The sequence below is a fragment of the Nocardia sp. CC201C genome (assembly GCF_030010695.1).
GTDB classification, from domain to species: Bacteria; Actinomycetota; Actinomycetes; order Mycobacteriales; family Mycobacteriaceae; genus Nocardia; species Nocardia otitidiscaviarum.
In genome coordinates this window covers 12,442-29,757 of the sequence record NZ_JASCXP010000034.1, presented here as the reverse complement: position 1 = coordinate 29,757, position 17,316 = coordinate 12,442, and the positions used below count along the sequence as shown (strand labels likewise).

At 67.6% G+C, this 17,316-nt stretch carries 16 protein-coding genes and 1 pseudogene; 11 read left to right on the top strand and 6 right to left on the bottom strand.

Annotated features, from left to right (window positions below):
* The first annotated feature begins 257 nt into the window (after positions 1 to 257).
* Together QK444_RS06340 and QK444_RS06335 are read left to right on the top strand one after the other, a co-directional pair.
* Positions 258 to 845 carry a hypothetical protein gene (locus tag QK444_RS06340; RefSeq protein WP_282778007.1) on the top strand — a complete coding sequence of 196 codons (588 nt, stop codon included), beginning with the start codon at positions 258 to 260 and terminating at the stop codon, positions 843 to 845.
* A 555-nt stretch (positions 846 to 1,400) separates the two neighbouring features.
* Entirely contained in the window at positions 1,401 to 2,759 is a 1,359-nt protein-coding gene (locus QK444_RS06335; RefSeq protein ID WP_282778005.1) for an ABC transporter permease, read from the top strand.
* A gap of 480 nt (positions 2,760 to 3,239) precedes the next feature.
* Here QK444_RS06335 and QK444_RS06330 read toward each other — a convergent pair.
* The 3 genes and pseudogenes from QK444_RS06330 to QK444_RS06320 form a co-directional block, all read right to left on the bottom strand.
* A pseudogene (locus QK444_RS06330) lies at positions 3,240 to 3,983 on the bottom strand (glycosyltransferase 87 family protein); the annotation flags it as partial.
* 787 nt (positions 3,984 to 4,770) lie between these two features.
* Positions 4,771 to 4,977: a DUF397 domain-containing protein gene (locus QK444_RS06325; RefSeq protein ID WP_282778003.1), complete on the bottom strand. Its 207-nt coding sequence runs from the start codon at positions 4,975 to 4,977 to the stop codon at positions 4,771 to 4,773.
* Positions 4,967 to 5,854, bottom strand: coding sequence for a helix-turn-helix transcriptional regulator (locus QK444_RS06320; RefSeq protein WP_282778000.1), 888 nt, complete (start codon positions 5,852 to 5,854; stop codon positions 4,967 to 4,969). The genes QK444_RS06325 and QK444_RS06320 overlap by 11 nt, the downstream gene beginning before the upstream one ends.
* A 284-nt stretch (positions 5,855 to 6,138) precedes the next feature.
* Between QK444_RS06320 and QK444_RS06315 the strand changes: the two genes are divergently transcribed.
* Both QK444_RS06315 and QK444_RS06310 read left to right on the top strand, forming a co-directional pair.
* A complete protein-coding gene (locus QK444_RS06315; protein WP_039818700.1) occupies positions 6,139 to 6,378 on the top strand; it encodes a hypothetical protein in 240 nt (79 codons plus the stop codon).
* 6 nt (positions 6,379 to 6,384) lie between these two features.
* The gene (locus QK444_RS06310) at positions 6,385 to 6,576 is read left to right on the top strand and encodes a hypothetical protein (RefSeq protein WP_282777998.1); all 192 of its coding nucleotides are present in this window, start codon (positions 6,385 to 6,387) and stop codon (positions 6,574 to 6,576) included.
* Here QK444_RS06310 and QK444_RS06305 read toward each other — a convergent pair.
* Positions 6,563 to 7,471 carry a LysR family transcriptional regulator gene (locus tag QK444_RS06305; RefSeq protein WP_282777996.1) on the bottom strand — a complete coding sequence of 303 codons (909 nt, stop codon included), beginning with the start codon at positions 7,469 to 7,471 and terminating at the stop codon, positions 6,563 to 6,565. The two genes, QK444_RS06310 and QK444_RS06305, sit on opposite strands and share 14 nt — an antisense overlap.
* 135 nt (positions 7,472 to 7,606) lie before the next feature.
* Between QK444_RS06305 and QK444_RS06300 the strand changes: the two genes are divergently transcribed.
* The 7 genes from QK444_RS06300 to QK444_RS06270 all read left to right on the top strand — a co-directional run bounded on the left by QK444_RS06300 (position 7,607) and on the right by QK444_RS06270 (position 14,742).
* Complete coding sequence (locus tag QK444_RS06300; RefSeq protein ID WP_282777994.1) at positions 7,607 to 8,692, top strand: tartrate dehydrogenase; 1,086 nt, start codon at positions 7,607 to 7,609, stop codon at positions 8,690 to 8,692.
* A gap of 1 nt (position 8,693) precedes the next feature.
* A complete protein-coding gene (locus QK444_RS06295; protein ID WP_282777992.1) occupies positions 8,694 to 9,992 on the top strand; it encodes a 2-hydroxycarboxylate transporter family protein in 1,299 nt (432 codons plus the stop codon).
* Between the two features lie 16 nt (positions 9,993 to 10,008).
* On the top strand, positions 10,009 to 11,250 hold the full coding sequence (locus QK444_RS06290; protein ID WP_282777990.1) for a glycerate kinase: 1,242 nt from the start codon (positions 10,009 to 10,011) through the stop codon (positions 11,248 to 11,250).
* Positions 11,225 to 11,560, top strand: a complete 336-nt coding sequence (locus QK444_RS06285; protein ID WP_282777988.1) for a YciI family protein — start codon at positions 11,225 to 11,227, stop codon at positions 11,558 to 11,560. Before QK444_RS06290 ends, QK444_RS06285 begins: the two co-directional genes overlap by 26 nt.
* Positions 11,557 to 12,774, top strand: a complete 1,218-nt coding sequence (locus tag QK444_RS06280) for a sigma-70 family RNA polymerase sigma factor (protein ID WP_282777987.1) — start codon at positions 11,557 to 11,559, stop codon at positions 12,772 to 12,774. Before QK444_RS06285 ends, QK444_RS06280 begins: the two co-directional genes overlap by 4 nt.
* 111 nt (positions 12,775 to 12,885) lie before the next feature.
* Positions 12,886 to 13,371, top strand: a complete 486-nt coding sequence (locus tag QK444_RS06275; protein WP_282777985.1) for an SRPBCC domain-containing protein — start codon at positions 12,886 to 12,888, stop codon at positions 13,369 to 13,371.
* 150 nt (positions 13,372 to 13,521) lie between these two features.
* Positions 13,522 to 14,742: a cytochrome P450 gene (locus tag QK444_RS06270; RefSeq protein WP_282777983.1), complete on the top strand. Its 1,221-nt coding sequence runs from the start codon at positions 13,522 to 13,524 to the stop codon at positions 14,740 to 14,742.
* A 34-nt stretch (positions 14,743 to 14,776) separates the two neighbouring features.
* Here the strand turns inward: QK444_RS06270 and QK444_RS06265 are convergent, their stop codons facing one another.
* Positions 14,777 to 15,586, bottom strand: coding sequence for an SAM-dependent methyltransferase (locus tag QK444_RS06265; protein ID WP_282777981.1), 810 nt, complete (start codon positions 15,584 to 15,586; stop codon positions 14,777 to 14,779).
* Positions 15,583 to 16,929, bottom strand: a complete 1,347-nt coding sequence (locus tag QK444_RS06260; RefSeq protein WP_282777979.1) for a diguanylate cyclase — start codon at positions 16,927 to 16,929, stop codon at positions 15,583 to 15,585. The genes QK444_RS06265 and QK444_RS06260 overlap by 4 nt, the downstream gene beginning before the upstream one ends.
* Positions 16,930 to 17,316: the final 387 nt, after the last annotated feature.

Sequence of the window (17,316 nt, the reverse complement as noted above, 5' to 3'; positions counted from 1 at the left end):
GACCAGGTCGGAGGCGGTTCCCCGCCTCCGACCATTCGCGTTTTGTGGGCCCAATTGTGGACCACGGTGACTAGCCCGGGTGAGCCGGGGCTGACGGGTGCAGGGGTAGTCAACGGGTCGGTGGCGAGTTGTGCGCCCGGCCCGCGCTCGTCGCCATCAACACACGCTGACCGTGGGGATGGGTGTGTGGTGAAATGCAGTACTGGCCGGTCTACTACGGGTCGGGGAGTGTCGGTTGTCGAGGTTGAGGGGGGCGGGTGCGGTATTCCACTGCGCTGTTGGTCATGGCGGCGGTATCGCCGGGGCTGCTGGGATGTTCGGTCATCGCGGACTCACCGGACATCGGTCGGCCCACGGTGCCATCGACGAGCACGGTGGCTGCGGCGACCACCACGCGGGCGCATACCTCGCGCGAGTTGTGTGAGCCGGTGCGGGACTTCCTCGCCGGGTTGGGAGCGGTCGGGGTACGTATCGAGCGTTCGAACTGGCCGCTCGACCGCACCCTGCCCGAGGACGGGGCCCCGCTGGTCGTGTGCCGAGTCGAATCGGATTCGGAGTTGTCCGGCTTCGTCAGCATGAAGCGGGCCGGCAGCTCGGCCGACGATGTCGATCTCACCGAGCTCTACCCGGAACCCGGCTACGGCGCACCGGTGCTACTGAGCGACAGGCGCGAAACGGGCCATCTCAGCGTCAAAACCTATATCGGCCACTGGATCGGCGATCTCGATATCAATCAGCAGTACTCACGGGACAGGCCGGAGACGCGACAGCTCGCCATGTCCGATGACCAGGTCACGGCTGCGGCACAGCTGTTGATCCGGGTGACTCGTGGCCTCAACGAATAGCGGACAACGACCGGCCCGGGCCGCCGGGCCGCCGGGTACGTCAACACCTGCTCGGACTTCCCCACCGCTACGTCGAATTCCGTTGGGGCCTAACCCTTCTCGTGCTCGGGCTGGCGACCATGCTCGTCGGTGTCGTGGAGTGGCGGCATCGGATGCCCGCAACCACTCAACCGCGTGACCATGGCGGCGGGCCGCCGCCGCTCGTGCGATCTCGACAGGAGTCCTTGCCTGCTCGACACCGCAGGCACCCGCATAGGACGCGGGCGCGCAGGCTGATCGGCGGACCGCGGAGTCGGTGTTGCTGTCGCTCGCCGATCTTCCCCGGGGGTATCGGGTGACGCGGGAGGTGGAGTCCGGTGAGTCGCGCGCGGAGGGTGAGGAACATCCGTGGACCCCGGAGCTCGTGCGTGTCCGGGTATCGAGCCGACGCGGGTGGGCCGGGCCGTGGGCGCGGTGGTAGGGGGTACGGATGGACATGGTAGAGCGGGATGTCCGACACATTCGGCAATGTTGACATTGACTACTTTGTAGTCGCTGCCTACATTGACAGCCATCATGACGAACGACGCAGACACCTCGGCGGCCGAGCATAGCCGTCCCCCTGCCCACAGCGCGCCGCCCCGGCGCGGACTGCTGCCGCCCGTCGCCATCGTGACCGTGCTGGCGGCGCTGTTCGGCTACATGTATCTCGGCTACACCTCCGCGCCGGAGAAGCATCTGCACGACTTTCCGCTCGCGCTGGTGAATCAGGACGTCGGCGATACCTTCGATGGAACGCCGACCAATGTCGGCGACTCGATCACCGAGGGGATCGTCGACGCGGTGCCCGCGGATCAGATCGACCTGCGGTTGCTCGGCATCAACGAGGCGCAGCTGCAGCTGCGGTCCGGGGAGATCTACGGCGCCATCGTCATTCCGAGCGACTTCACCAAGCGGTTGGCGATCCTCGGTGCGGCGGCGGTGGTGCCGGGTGACGTGGAGCGGCCGATCATCACCGTGCTGGTGAACCAGCGCGCGGGCGCGTTCGCTGCCCAGATCACGAATATGATCGCCGAACGCGCGTTGACCCAGGTGAATGCCACCGTCGGCGCCCAGCTCACCGATCTGGTGGGGGAGAAGTTGCGGCCTGCGCCGGGCGCACCGCCGACCGAGATCAGCGGCGCTTCGCGGCTGCTGCTGGACCAGCCCATCGAGATGGTGTTCACCGACTACCGCCCACTGCCGGACGGCGCGGGACACGGGCTGTCGGCCTTCTTCTACACCCTGGTGCTGCTGCTCGCCGGATTCATCGGCGCGGTCATCATCCACACCATGACCGATGCCCACTACGGTTACGCACCGGCCGAGTACGGTCCGTGGTATCTGCACCGGTCCCCGCTACCGATGAGCCGCTGGCGCATCCTGCTCGTCAAATGGGGTCTCGCCGCCCTGACCGCCCCCCTCGCATCCGGGGCACTGCTCGGCGCGGCGCTGCTACTGGACATGCCGGTCGACCGTCCGTTGCCGATCTTCCTGTACGGCGCTCTCGCCGTACTGGCGGTCGCGGTGACGGCGCTGGCGGTGCTGGCCGCCTTCGGCACCGCGGGCCTGGTCCTCAACATGATCGTCTTCGTGGTCCTGGGCCTGCCCTCATCCTCCGGCACCGTGCCGGTGGAAGCCACCCCGCGCTTCATCGCCGATCTGGCCGCCTTCGAACCCATGCACCAGATCTTCTTGGCTGTCCGCTCCCTGCTCTACTTCGACGGCAAGCTGGAATCCGGTATGGCCCATGGCTTCTGGATGACCGTCCTGGGTCTGGCCATCGGCGTGGCCCTGGGGGCTGTCGCCACCCACACCTATGACCTGCGTGGCTTCCACCGCCTGGGTGTCCCGCACAAGCACACCCCGACCGCAGTCATCGACGGCCGGGATTGACGTTCGGGGGTTGGGTTCGGAGTGACCGGTCGGTGGGATGGATGCTGACCGGTTCACCCGAGCGAGTGTGAGCCTTCGGGTCGGAGCGGTCGGTGATCGAAACCCCCCGCGGGCGAGTTCCGCGGTCGCCGCGCGTGGGTGGGAACGTGCCGGATGACGTATACGGCCGTTGACGTATACGGCCGTCGCCAGGAACAGCAGCAGGTAGCAGCCCGAGTAGAAGGGCACGGCGATGTGGGCCCACCAGGCGGGTAGGTCGTCGCGGGGCAGCATGAACAGCCCGATGCCGATGGGGTGGGGTGCGTCCTCGAGCGGTGGACGGTCCGGGTAGTTCCACCACCAGCAGAAGCTGGCGAGAAGGACAGTCACGCACGGCAGCCAGCGGTAGCGGGTGCGACCGGTGTGGGCATGGTGCAGAACGATGACGAACAGGACGGCGAACCAGACCCAGTGGTGTCCCCAGGAGAACGGTGACGCGCAGGCCGCGGTCATTCCGGCCACGGTGACCGACAGCAGGATTCGGCCCGATCGGTAGGCGCGCACCGCGGCGTAGAGTCCGAACAGGACCAGCGGAACGGCCACGGTCAACCACATCCAGGTCGGCGGGGCGTACACCGTCGAGGTGGGGCCGTGCACGGCATAGCGATCGACATCGTAGAAGCGCAGCAGTTGCGCGAGGAATCCGTTGACCGACTGATTGGCCGGTGAATCGACCGGGCCGACGCGGGCGGGTGCGTTGAACTGCCTGCCCCAGTAGGTGGTGGAATCGGTGGGCCGGACCAGGAACCCGATGGCTATCGTCGCGGCGAAGGCGGCCGTCGCGGTCCAGAAGGCGCGCCACTGCCGGGTGCAGGCGAGATATACCAGGAAGAACGCGGGGGTGAGCTTGATGCCCGCCGCGACGCCGACGGCCGCACCGCGCAGCCGGGCACCGCCGGGGCGGGTCAGATCCCAGACGATCAGCAGCACCAGGAAGATATTGATCTGCCCGAGCCAGATGGTGGAACGCACCGGTTCGAACGCGGTGCACACCACCGCCAGCGCGAGCGCGAGAATCCAGGTGCGCACGGTGTCGCGGTAACCGAGCGCGCGCAGGCAGACCGCGACGAGTGCGATCAGCGCGACCATGATGGCTGCCCACCACAACACCTGTGCCACCGCCGGGGCGGTCAGTGTGAACACCACGAACAACAGCGCGGCGAAGGGCGTATAGGTGAACTCCATATCGAAGAAAACCGGCGTGTCGTAGAGACTCACGCCGTAACGGATGGCCTCACCACCGGCGGTGTAGACGTACCGGTCGACGTCATTGCTGAACAGGCCGTAGTACGGATTGCCGATCGGAATGGCGTAGACGTGCCACACCAGCACCGCCGCCGCCGCGAGGAGTGCGAGCGCCAGCAGGGCGGTGGGGATGTCGTGCCGTGGCCGTTCGCACTCGGCCGGAACCGTCGGGCGCTGGTGCAGCGTCGTCGTCATTGCCGAGCGTTCGGCCATAATTCGGGTCGATATCGGCAACCGGGCCTCCATCCTGTGCGGGAGCGTCGGCACCGGCCAGGCCGTCCACCGTGACCGGGCGAGTGCGCGACTTCTCAGCTGCCCCGCGCCCCTGCCCGGCGCCGCAGCTGACGATAGCGGCCGATTCGCCAATGGCCCCGCATTACACCGCGGGTGTCGACCATTCGGCTGGCGAGCGGTCGGATACCGCGGCGTTCACCCCAGCACGGTCCACCTCCGCCTGCTTGCGGCGGGATGGTGGCGCTGCTGATCCCCGTGACCGGGACGGGTGGGCCGCGGCCCTCGCCTACCGGCCGGGGATGGGTCACTGTCGGCCACCGTGGAGTGGATCAGGCGTCCGGGAGCCGGACGATGTGGCGGAGGCCGACGGGGTGCAGCTCCGCGACCTCGGCTCGGAACCGAACCAGCGGCCGAGACCCTCGGGCGTGGTGCGGGTGGTCCCACACCCGCTCGGGCGGGCGTCGTAGGTCGAGTCGATGCTTGTCTCGGCCGTTCAGGGCCGATCGAATTCCCCGTTCCTCACACCGGATACGAAGACGTCCCATGCGTCGGGGGTGAAGATCAGCGCCGGACCGGTGGGATTCTTGCTGTCGCGGACGCCTACATGCCCAGCGCTCAGGTGTGCAGCCTCGACGCAGGTGTCCTGGGTTGCGGATCGTGTGCTCTTGAACCACGCTGCGCCGGACAGATCAACGTTCACGCTGCTCGTACTCCCTTGCCATCTCCAGTAACAGGCTCCTGGACTTGTCTCGATCCAACGCTACCTGCCCCAGCCGCGCAACGGCGTCACGATACTTACCGACCTCGGCCTGTTGATCCAGGTACAGCGCACCGGTGTAACCCTGGACGTAGGCAACGGGCGGCTCGGTCAGCCGGGATGTCGGATGCGGCGGAAACTCCAGCAACACAAACGATCCGGTGATCAGTCCGATGTGGCTCCCGACCGATTGGGGTATCACGCGCACCGAAACGTTGGTCAGCTTGCCGATCTCCGCGAGGTGCCGAAGCTGTCCGGCCATCACCGCGGCACCACCCACCTCGTGGTGCAAGGCGGATTCGGCGAGCAGGACATCCAGGCTGAACCGGTCGCGATCGTCCCGGAGCCTCGCCTGCCGTCGCTCGTGAACCTCCACGAGTCGGTCGACCTCGGGCGTCGGATGATTCGGGAGTTCGATCCATGCCACAGCACGTCGGTATGCGGGAGTCTGGATCAGCCCGGGCACGAGTGTGAGCTGAAAAGTTGTCAGCCGCTTGGCTGCTTCCTCCATGCCGATGAACAGGTCGAAGTGCGCTGGAATGGCGTCACTGTACGAGTGCCACCACCCGGGCTTCTTCGCCTCGGCTACCAGCCCGGTCAGGGCTTGTGTCTCTTCGCTGCTCGCTCCGTACATTCGGCAGAGGACCCCGATGTACAACTCCTTGAGCTTCGGCCCCGGCTGACCGGATTCCATGCGCCATAGCGTCTGTGTGGACACCTCGATCGCTTTCGCTGCTGCTGAAGGGGATACGCCGGACTGCTCTCGCAGCCGCTTCAGTTGGCGGCCGAGCATCCTGCGCGGCACCGTTGATCCAGTCATTTCCTGAGCCTCACTATGCAAGTGGTCGCAGTTTGGAACAAGTCTGCGCGTCGCTTTGGAATCGTGGAACAAATTCTTGCGACTGGCAGTATGAAATCTTCCAAACGCCGCTCGGAGGGCGTAGGAAGGAGCCACCCCCGGTGGCCGGGAACCCCGCCGACCAGCTTCCGAACCCTCGAACACGGCTCGGATCGTGCTGAGTGTGCCCCTCTCGGAAGAGGATTCGGGTTCGGGCAGTACCGGTCATCGGGGGTCCCACCTCCATCCAGACGCGAAGGCTGATCATGTTGGTTGTCGAGGACAGATCGTTCGAGGACTGTGCCGCACCGGGGAAAGACCGGTGGACCGAACGGGAGGCCGGGCTGGTGTGGGCGTTGCACCGGGAGCATCCGGTGACCGTCTGCGCGGCGAAGGCGGCGGCGCGGGCCATCCTGGTTCGCTGCGGGCGGTTGCGGCGCAATCGGGTGCTGATGCCGGTCGAGCACGGTAGGCATCGCGTTACCGGCAAGCATGAGCGCAGGTGAGCCGCTATGGGTTTCACCTACGAGGCACCGCGCAACCTCGAACTGGCCGATTGCGGGCTGGACCCGTCGACCGTGCGGCCGTACGAAGAGTCGACGGTGGTTGCGCTGCACCGTGATTGCGACCCGGACGACTGCCGGTTCGCGGCGTGCGCCGGTGGGGCGATCCCTGCTCCTCGACCGCGGGCTACGGAAGCGTGATGCGTTCTCGCAGACCGCTTTTCAGATGGTCGATAACGGCTCGGGTGCGTCGGGGGAGGGCGGGCGGTGCGGCGAAGACGGCGTAGATATCGGCACTGGGTGTCGGGATATCGGCCAGGACCTGGGTCAGCACGCCTTGGCGCAGCAGCGGGGCCACATGCCACAGCGAACGCATGATCAGGCCGCGCCCCTCGAGGCACCAGCGGGTGATGACATCGCCGTCATTGCTGACGAGATTGCCCGCGACGCGGATCCCGGTCTCCTTCCCGTCCGGCTCGAATCGCCAGAGCGCATAGTCGCTGTCGTTCTCCTTCAGGACTATGCAATTGTGGCGCTCGAGTTCGGACAGTTCGGCAGGTGCGCCGTATCGATGTATGTAGTCGGGTGCGGCGCACACGATGCGGCGATTGCGGCACAGGCGGGTCGCGGTGAGCCGGGAATCATGTAGTGCGCCCACATGGATATCGATATCGAATCCGGTGCCAGCGATATTCAGTGGCACCGAGGAAAGCTCCAGATCGATCTGGACCCCGGGATGGGCGGCGACGAATTCGGCGACCAGCGCGGCGATGTGCGCCCGGCCGAGCCCGATGGTGGAGCGGAGGTGCACGCGTCCGTGTAATTCGTCGTGCTGTTCGGAGAGTGAATCCTCGAGTTCTTCCAACTGTGCCGCGATCGCCGCGGCCCCGGCGGCGTAGCGGCGGCCCTCGGGGGTGAGAGTCAGTCGGCGGGTGGATCGTTGGATGAGGGCGACGCCGAGCCGAGCCTCGATCTGGGCCAGGCGTTTGCTCACCGCGGACACCGAGACGCCGAACTCGCGCGCGGCCTCGGTGAGGCTGCGACAGCGGGCGAGGATGTCGAAGAACAGGATGTCGTCACTGAGTCCGCCGCGCACCGGGCCTCCCTTGTTTCCGATTCGGAAAGAGTCTTTTGCGCGTTCAGCGCTTTCGTTGCCGAGAGATCGAAGCCTACCGTTGTGATCCACCCCACAGATAGTAGGAAGTGGGCAGCGTGAAGGAGATTCACCACGATGGGTGACATTTATCGTATCGCGGCGATTCCCGGTGACGGCATCGGAAAGGAAGTCGTTCCGGAGGGAATTCGGGTACTACGTGCCGCGGCGCACCAGTTCGATTTCCGACTCGAGTTCGAGCACTTCGACTATGCGAATGCGGACTATTACACGGCCACCGGGAAAATGTTGCCCGACGGCTGGTTCGACGAACTTCGGCGGTTCGACGCCATCTTCTTCGGTGCGGTCGGATGGCCGGACGTGGTACCCGACCACATTTCGCTGTGGGGCAGTCTGCTGCAATTCCGCCGCCACTTCGACCAGTACGTGAGTCTGCGCCCGGTGCGCCTGCTGCCGGGCGTCACCAGCCCGCTGGCCGGGCGCGTGCCGGGAGAGATCGACTTCTACGTGGTGCGCGAGAACACCGAGGGCGAGTACTCCAGCATCGGCGGCCGGATCTTCGAGGGCACCGATCGTGAGACCGTCGTCCAGGAGACCGTGATGACTCGCGTCGGAGTCGACCGCATCCTGCGCTATGCCTTCGAACTCGCCCAGCGCAGACCGGGAAGGCACCTGACCTCGGCGACCAAGAGCAATGGCATCTCCATCTCGATGCCGTACTGGGACGAACGCGTCACCGCTGTCGCCGCCGAATTCCCGGAGGTCGCGGTCGACAAGTTCCACATCGATATCCTCACCGCGAACTTCGTGCTGCATCCGGACTGGTTCGACGTGGTGGTGGCGAGCAACCTGTTCGGTGACATCCTCTCCGATCTGGGTCCGGCCTGTACGGGCACCATCGGTATCGCTCCGAGTGGAAATATCAATCCGGAGAACCGTTTTCCCAGCCTGTTCGAACCGGTGCACGGTTCCGCGCCCGATATCGCCGGGCTGGGCATCGCCAACCCGGTCGGCCAGATCTGGAGCGGCGCGATGATGCTCGACCACTTCGGCGAACACGCCGCCGCGGCCGCGGTTCTGGCCGCGGTGGAATCCGTCCTGGCACAGGGACATACCGCACTGACGCCGGATATGGGTGGCACCGGAACCACCGAATCGCTGGGCAAGGCGATCTGCGCACAGCTCGAACACGCGGCGGGTTGACATGAGCCTGACGGAAAGGACCGGCCGGACCTTGCGGCGCGGTCTGCCGCGCCTGGACGGAGTGCCGCTGCTCGTTCCGGTGGCGTTGACCGCCCTCGTACTCGTCGCGGGCGTATTCGACGCGGTGCCGGAGAACATGATCGGCGGACTGGCGGTGATCGTGGGCCTCGGCACCCTGCTCGGGCCGCTCGGCAATCGCCTGCCCATCATCTCCAGAATCGGCGGGGGAGCGCTCGTCTGCCTGATGGGGCCGTCGATCCTGGTGTACCTGGGCGCTTTCGAACAGAACACCCTCGACGCGGTGACGGTGCTGATGAAGCAGGCGAACTGGCTGTACTTCGTGATCAGCACCCTGGTGGTCGGCAGCATCCTGGGAATGAGCCGACAGCTGATGGTCGGTGGACTGGTGCGCATCTTCCCGCCCCTGATCGCCGGTACCGCGGTCGCGGTCGCCGCCGGGCTCGGCACCGCGATGGCGTTCGGCTACGACTTCCATCGCGCACTGTTCTACATCGTGGTGCCGATCATCGGCGGCGGGATCGGTGAAGGGGTCATCCCGCTGTCGTCGGCCTACGCCTCCGCGCTCGGCGGTGAACCGGGAAGCTATGTGGCCGAACTCGTTCCGGCCGCGATCATCGGAAATATCGTCGCGATCATCACGGCGGGAGCGCTGCGGCGGCTCGGCGATCGCCGACCGGCCCTGGACGGCGGTGGGCAGCTGGTGAAGTCTCCGGACGCGGCATTGGTGACGCGACCGCCGGAGGTGAGCGACCGCGAACCGAACTACGCGTTCGGCGTACTCACCATCACGGGCCTGTTCGTCTTCGCCACACTGCTGGAACATGTGGTGCGTCTGCCCGCGCCGGTGCTGGTGATCATCCTGTCGGTGCTGTGCAAGCTGTTCGGTGTCTTCCCCGCGGTGGCGGAGACCGACGCGCGGGCCGTCTACGGCATCATCTCGCGCTACTTCATCTACCCGACCATGGTCGGTCTCGGCATGCTGTACCTGCCGCTGGCCAGTGTCATGGGTGTGCTGTCACCGGGCTATGTGCTCGCGTGCGCGGCCGTCGTGCTGGCCATGGCCGCGACCGGATTCCTGGTCGGGCGCGTGATCGCGATGTACCCGATCGACGCGTCACTGGTCACCGTGTGTCACAGCGGACTCGGCGGCACCGGCGACGTGGCGATTCTGTCCGCCTCGCAGCGCATGAACCTGATGCCGTTCGCGCAGATCTCCACGCGCATCGGCGGGGTGTCCACGGTGATCTCGGCGGCCTGGCTGATCCGCGTCATCCACTGACCCTGGAAAGGATGCCGTGCATATTCTCGTCGCGCCCGACAAGTTCAAGGGCAGCCTGTCCGCTGCCGAGGTGAGCCGATGCCTGGCGGCCGGGGTGCGCGCCGCGGGCCTGCGGGCGACCGAGTTGCCGCTCGCCGACGGTGGTGACGGCAGCGTCGACGCCGCACTCGCCGCCGGCTTCGGATCGCGTCCGATCACCGTGGCCGGGGCCACCGGGTTACCCACGCGCGGGCGGATCGCGCTGCGCGGTGACACGGCGCTCATCGAGGTGGCGGGCACCTGCGGGCTGGCGACGCTCCCGTGCCGTCGCCTCGCCCCGCTGGACAGCTCGAGTCTCGGCTTCGGACAGGCGCTGCGGCAGGCCCTGCGGCACCGGCCTCGCCGTATCGTGCTCGCGCTCGGCGGCAGCGCGGGCATCGACGGTGGCATGGGACTGCTCACCGCGCTCGGCGTGCGCTGGTACGACCGCGCCGGGCATCCACTGCGACCGTGCGGGCGCACGCTGGGCGACATCGCCCGCGCCGAGGTCGGTGGCGCGGTCGAACTCGGTGGCGTCGAATTGCTTGCTGCCTGCGACGTCACCAACCCACTGACCGGTCCGAACGGAGCGGCGGCGGTCTACGGACCGCAAAAGGGGGCCACTGCGACCGAGATCGGTCGCCTCGACGCGGGACTGCGAAATATGGTCGAAGCGCTGGCCGCCGCCAGCTCGCCCGGGCCGGTTCGATCCGCGGCCGTCGCGCCCGGTGCGGGCAGCGCCGGTGGGATCGGATTCGCGGCTGCGCTCCTCGGTGCGGAGCTGATCTCGGGCGCCGACTTCTTTCTCGACCTGCTCGGCTTCGACCGTCGGTTACCCGACAGCGACCTGGTGATCACCGGCGAGGGCAGCCTCGACGGGCAATCCGCGCACGGCAAGCTCCCGACCGTGATCGCGCGTCGGGCACGCCCGATTCCCGTCGTCGCCGTGGCCGGGCGCAGCACACTGGCTCGAACCGCCTGGGACGCAGCCGGTTTCGCGGCGGTACACACCCTCGCCGAGCACACGACCGCTGATACCGCCGCGGATCCCGACCTGACGGCCACCCTGCTGACGGACATCGGGCGTCGGATCGCCCACGCACTGACGGAACCGCTACCGGCTGCGCGAGATCGGCCATCCGGCCCGGAAACGCGGCGGATGTCCGACAGCCGGGCGGTGGATCGCGAACGGCCGACCCGGCATAGTGGGGACCATGAAGTACGTCCTGCTGATCTGTGACGACGAGACGATCGTGCCGAGCATGGCGGAGATCGCGGCGGATCCGGCGTTCGCGGAGTACTCGGCGGAGGTCGAGCGGCGCGGTGGCAATCTGGGCGGTGCGCGGTTGCGGCCGGTGGCCGATGCTACGACGGTGCGCGTGCGAGGCGGGGAGACGCTGGTGTCCGATGGGCCGTTCGCGGAGACCAAGGACTTCATCGGCGGTATCGACATCATCGAGTGTGCGGACCTGGACGAGGCGATCGAGATCGCGGCGCGGCACCCGTACGCGAGCCGGGGGTGCGTCGAAGTCCGGCCAGTGTGGGAATGACTGCGCCGCAGGAGATTCGGGACGCCGTGTCGGCGGCGTATCGGGACGAGTGGGGGCAGGTGGTCGCGACCCTGATCGGGGCGACGGGGGATTGGGAGCTGGCCGAGGACTGCGCGCAGGACGCTTTCGCGGCGGCGCTGGTGGCGTGGGAGCGGGACGGCGTGCCGCAGCGCCCGGGTGCCTGGCTCACCACGACGGCGCGCAACCGTGCGACCGACCGGCTGCGCCGCGATACGGCCGCGAACAGGAAGCTGCGCCAGCTCGCCGTGCTGATCCGGGACCCGGTCGAGCCGTCCACGGCGGCCATTCCGGACGAACGGCTGCGGCTGATCTTCACGTGTTGTCATCCGGCGCTGCCGTTTCCGGCCCGGGTCGCACTCACCCTGCGGACGCTGGCGGGTCTGAGCACGGCCGAGATCGCGCGGGCGTTGCTGACCGCCGAGACCACCATGGCGCAGCGTCTGGTGCGCGCCAAACGCAAGATCGTCGAGGCCGGTATCCCGTATCGGGTGCCACCCGCGGAGCTGCTGCCGCACCGGCTGCCCGCGGTGCTGGCGGTGCTCTATCTGATCTTCAACCAGGGCTACGGCGACGAGGACGGACGGCGCGGGCTCACGGCCGAGGGTATCCATCTCGCCCGGATGCTGGCTCGACTGCTGCCCACCGAGCCCGAGACGCGCGGCCTGCTGGCGCTGATGCTGCTGCACGAGGCACGCCGGGAACAGCGCACCGCCGAGGGCATGCTGGTCACGTTGGCGGATCAAGATCGGTCCCAGTGGGACCGCGGGCTGATCGCGGAAGGCGTGGCGATTCTGGACGAGGCGCTGACCCTGCGGCGTCCGGGGCCGTATCAGGTGCAGGCCGCGATCGCCGCCTGCCATGCCACCGCACCCGATGCCGCGGCCACGGACTGGGCGCAGATCGCGCTGCTCTACGGCGAGTTGGCGCGTCTGGCTCCCTCGCCCGTGGTCGACCTCAACCGCGCGGTGGCGGTGGCCATGTCCGAGGGCATTCCGGCTGGTCTCGCCCTGGTCGACGACCTCGCCGCGTCCGGTCGTCTGGCGGGCTACTACCTGCTGCCCGCGACCCGAGCCGATCTGCTGCGCCGGCACGGCCGGGCCGATGCGGCGGCCGCGGCGTACGAGGAAGCGTTGACATTGGCACCGACGGATGCCGAGCGCCGCTACCTCACCGACCGCCTGCGTGGGCTCTGACCAGCGCGTCGGCGTCTCGACAAGATTCTCGAGAAAATTCTCGCGGCGATGTCGATTCCGTGCATCGCGCTTCGTCGGTGGGGCGAAACCACCCGATGGAGAGGAACGACAATGTCGAACAATCAGCACCTGACCGCCACCATGTCCGTCGACCGGACCCCCGCCGAGGTCTACGCGGCCATCACCGACGTGCGCGGCTGGTGGAACGAGAACATCATCGGCGACACCGCCGCACCGCACGACGAATTCATCTTCACCGACGACAGTGCGTACGCGGGTGAGACCGTCCGCGACAAGACCGGCATCCGCTACTGCCGATTCCGCATCACCGAGGCCGTGCCCGGCGAGCGCATGGTGTGGCACGTCGTGGACTCGGTGCTCACCTTCATCGCCGACCAGGACGAATGGACCGGCACCGACGTCGTCTTCGACCTCACCGCCACCCCGGAGGGCACCACCCTCCACTTCACCCATGTGGGGCTCGACGCCGCGTCGGAGTGCTACGAAGCCTGCTACGGCGGCTGGAACTTCTACATCACCAAGAGCCTGCCCCAGTTGATCACCACCGGGACCGGCGATCCCATCACGAAGTACTGAACAGACGAAGTACCGAATCTGTGTGACGTTCCGGAGCGCCGCGCCCACCTCGCGCCCGTCGGGCATGGGCTGGGCGCGGGGAACACCACGACGCGCCAGTATGGACTGGACGTGGTTCACTTCTGATGATCATGTGTCACAGGAGGTTCCGTGCCGTCTCTGCCCCCCGGTTTCGATTTCACCGATCCGGACCTGCTCGCCCAGCGGCTGCCCGTCGAGGAGTTCGCCGAATTGCGCCGCACCGCACCGGTGTACTGGAATCCGCAGTCCGACGCCAGCAGCGGATTCGACACCGGCGGCTACTGGGTCGTCACCAGACTCGAGGACATCAAGGAGATTTCGCGGAACCCGGAGGTGTTCTCCGCCGAGGAGAACACCGCGGTCATCCGGCAGCCCAGCGATGCGACCCGCGCGGAGATCGAGATCCAGCGCGCGATGCTGCTGAATATGGACCCGCCCAAGCACACTCGGTACCGGCGCATCATCGCCAGGGGATTCACCCCGCGCGCGGTGGAGTCGCTGCGGGGTGCGCTGCGAGCACGTGCCGAGCGAATCGTGCGGGAGGCCAGGGCATCCGGGGGCGGCGACTTCGTCGAGCAGGTCGCCAGTGAGCTGCCGGTGCAGGCTATCGCGGAGCTGTTGGGCGTACCGCAGGACGATCGCGCGCAGCTGTTCGAGTGGACCAATCAGATGATGGGATACGACGATCCGGACTACGAGGGTGATCACCGGATGGCCACCGCCGGGGTCATGGGGTACGCGTGGAACCTCGCCGAGCGCAAGCGCGGCTGCCCGGCCGACGATATCGCCACCGCACTGCTGCGGGCCGATGTCGACGGCGCTGGCCTGACCTCGGAGGAGTTCGCGTGGTTCGTGGTGCTGCTCATCGTCGGCGGCAACGAAACCACCCGCAATGCCATCACCCACGGCATGAAGGCGTTCGTCGACCATCCGGAGCAGTGGGAGATCTACCGGTCGCGGCGTCCACGCACCGCGCCCGACGAGATCGTGCGCTGGGCGACCCCGGTGGTGGCGATCCAGCGCACCGCCCTGCGCGACACCGAGATCGGCGGCCAGCCCATCGCGAAGGGGGACCGGATCGGATTGTTCTACGCCTCGGCCAATTTCGACGAGTCCGCGTTCGACGACCCGTTCCGGTTCGACATCCTGCGTGAGCGCAATCCGCACGTCGCCTTCGGCGGCTCCGGCAATCATCACTGCGCCGGTGCCAATCTGGCCCGCCTGGAGATCGACCTGATGTTCGACACCATTGCCGACGTGATGCCCGACCTGCGGGAGATCTCCCCACCCGTGCGGCTGCGTTCGGGCTGGCTGAACGCGATCAAGAGCTGGAAGGTCGCCTACGAGTGACCGATTCGGTGCGCGGGCATCGACGTCGGCGTGGTCACCGGGTCATGCCGACGCCCGCGTAGTCGTGGAAGCGGTTGGTGGCCGGTTCGGCGGGCTCCTCGGTGTCGGGTCGCCAGCGCTCGAGAGTCACCAGACCGGGTTCGAGGAGTTCGAATCCGTCGAACAGCGCGCGCACCCGATCGTAGGGGCGCAGCTGGAGTGGGGTGGGCGTGGCGCGGGTCATATCGATGACGCCCCGCACCGCCTCGGGTGGTCCGTCGCTGCTGAAGTGCGACAGGGCCAGGTAGCTGCCCTTCGGCAGGGCGTCGCGGATGCGGGCGATCAAACCGGCGGGGTCGGCGGAGTCGGGGATGAAATGCAGGATGGCCACCAGCAGTACGGCCACGGGCTGGTCGAAGTCGATCAGTCCACGGATATCCGGGTCGGCGAGAATATCGTCGATACTGCGGAAATCGCCGTGCACCGCAACGGTATTCGGCACGTCGGTCAGCAGCGACCGGCTCATCGACACCGCGACCGGGTCGATGTCCACATAGGCGACCCGTGCGGCCGGGTCGAGCGCCTGGACGACCTCGTGCACATTGCCGGAAGTGGGGATGCCGGAACCGATGTCGAGGAACTGCCGCACCCCGGCACGGCTCAGCTCCAGGGTCGCGCGGCGCAGGAAGGCGCGGTTGGCGCGCATGATCGAGGGCAGCTCCGGCCACAGCACCGAGCCACGGCGCACGAATTCGCGGTCGACCTCGAAATTGTGCATGCCGCCGACGCAGTAGTCGTAGATGCGCGCCGCGCACGGGACGGTGGGGTCGACGGTGGGCGGGGCCCAGTCGGGAAGCGTGGTCATGGGGATACGCGTCTTTCGGTCGTCGTGATCGGATCGGTGTCGAGGGTCCAGGTGCCGCGCCGGCGGGATTTGGCGCGGTAGAGGCCGCGGTCGGCGGCGGCGATCAAGGTGTCGAGGTCACCGGAGTCGGTACGGCGCACAGTGACTCCCACGCTGCCGGAGACGGCGATCGCCTCGTCGTCGAGCGGGATCGGTTCGGCCAGCGCGGTGATCAGCGCGTGCGCGGTGGCGATCACATCCGGGGTGGTCGTCGGCGGGGTGATCAAGACGACGAACTCGTCACCGCCGAGCCGGACCAGCAACCGGCCGGGGCAGCCCGCCCGCTCGCGCAGCCGCTCGGCCACCGCGATCAGCAGCCGGTCGCCGACGCCGTGCCCGTTGCGGTCGTTGACCTGTTTGAAGCCGTCCAGATCCAGCAGGCACAGGCCGACCAGTTCGGTCGCGGTGCGTTCCCGGACGGCGGCGAACTCCTCGGCCAGCAGCAGCCGGTTGGGCAGCCCCGTGAGCGGATCGTGCCGCGCCTGGTGATGCAGCGCCGACTGCACGCGTCGCCGCTCGGTGACATCCTCGCCGATGGCGAGCAGATAGTCCTGGCCGTCGCCGATACCGGTCACGAAGGTCACCGCCAGTGCGCCCCACAGCCATTCGCCGTCGGCGGTGCGGAATCGCTTCTCGAAGCGGACGGTTCCGGCACCGGAGGTGACCAGGTCCCGGTAGATCATCTCCTGTACGTCGGGCAGGTCGTCGGGGTGCAGATAGTCCAGGACGGCCGTGCCGAGCAGGCGTTGCACCGGCAGTCGCAGCATGGCGCACAGTGCGGCGTTGGCGTCGATGATCCGGCCGAAGACGTCACCGACGGCGATGGCGGCGGGAGCGTTGTCGAAGATGACGCGGAAGCGTTTCTCGCTGGCCTGCAAGGCTTCCGCGGTGGCATGCCGGGCCTCGGCGATGCCGCGCATGATCGCCTCCTGCTCGGCGAGGGTGCGCTCGCGCAGGGCGTCGGCGTATCCGGTGCCCAGGCCGCCGATGAGTTCGGTCAGGCGGGCGCGATAGGTGTACTCCGGCAACCGGTGCAGCAGGGTGGGTAGTCGGTTCAGCACGGCGGCGGAGCGGGTGACGACGACGGGTGCGCTGTAGCCCATCTCCACCAAGCCGATTCCGACCTTGGATCCGGTGTCGGGAGCGAAGCCCTCCCGGTCGAGCGCCGCCGCGAGCTGCCGCACCCACTCCGATAGCGTGTCTTCCACCTCGTCGGCCGACCTGGGTACGAAGCTGGTGTCCGACAGCGCTTTTCGCCAGTGACGGGCCAGGCTGCGCACTTCGGCACCGTCGATCGGTCCCACCCGCGTCCTCTCCCTGTCCCGGCCGAGGTCGGTCGGCCGATCACCTCGTTCTACCAGACGCCGCCAGGCTCTGCCCGAAAAGGACTGGACGTCACGAATATTGCTGCGCCACAGCGGAAGCGGATCACCCGCCGACATGCGGCAGGTGAACATGCGTTCTCGTGCGTGCCGGGCGCTGATCCGCGGCGGCCCACCTCGACCGCCGGGGCGGAGTCCGTTGTCACGGCTCCGGCGCGATGGTTGTCGAGGTGGGCTCGCGTAGGACTCCTGAATCCATCGCGCCTCGGTCGATGTGATGGACAGGTCCCCGATGATCGGCGCGGGCGGGCGGATCATGTATTCGACATCCATTGCCCGACGCGTTGTCGCCTCGTGTTCAGGCGGTGC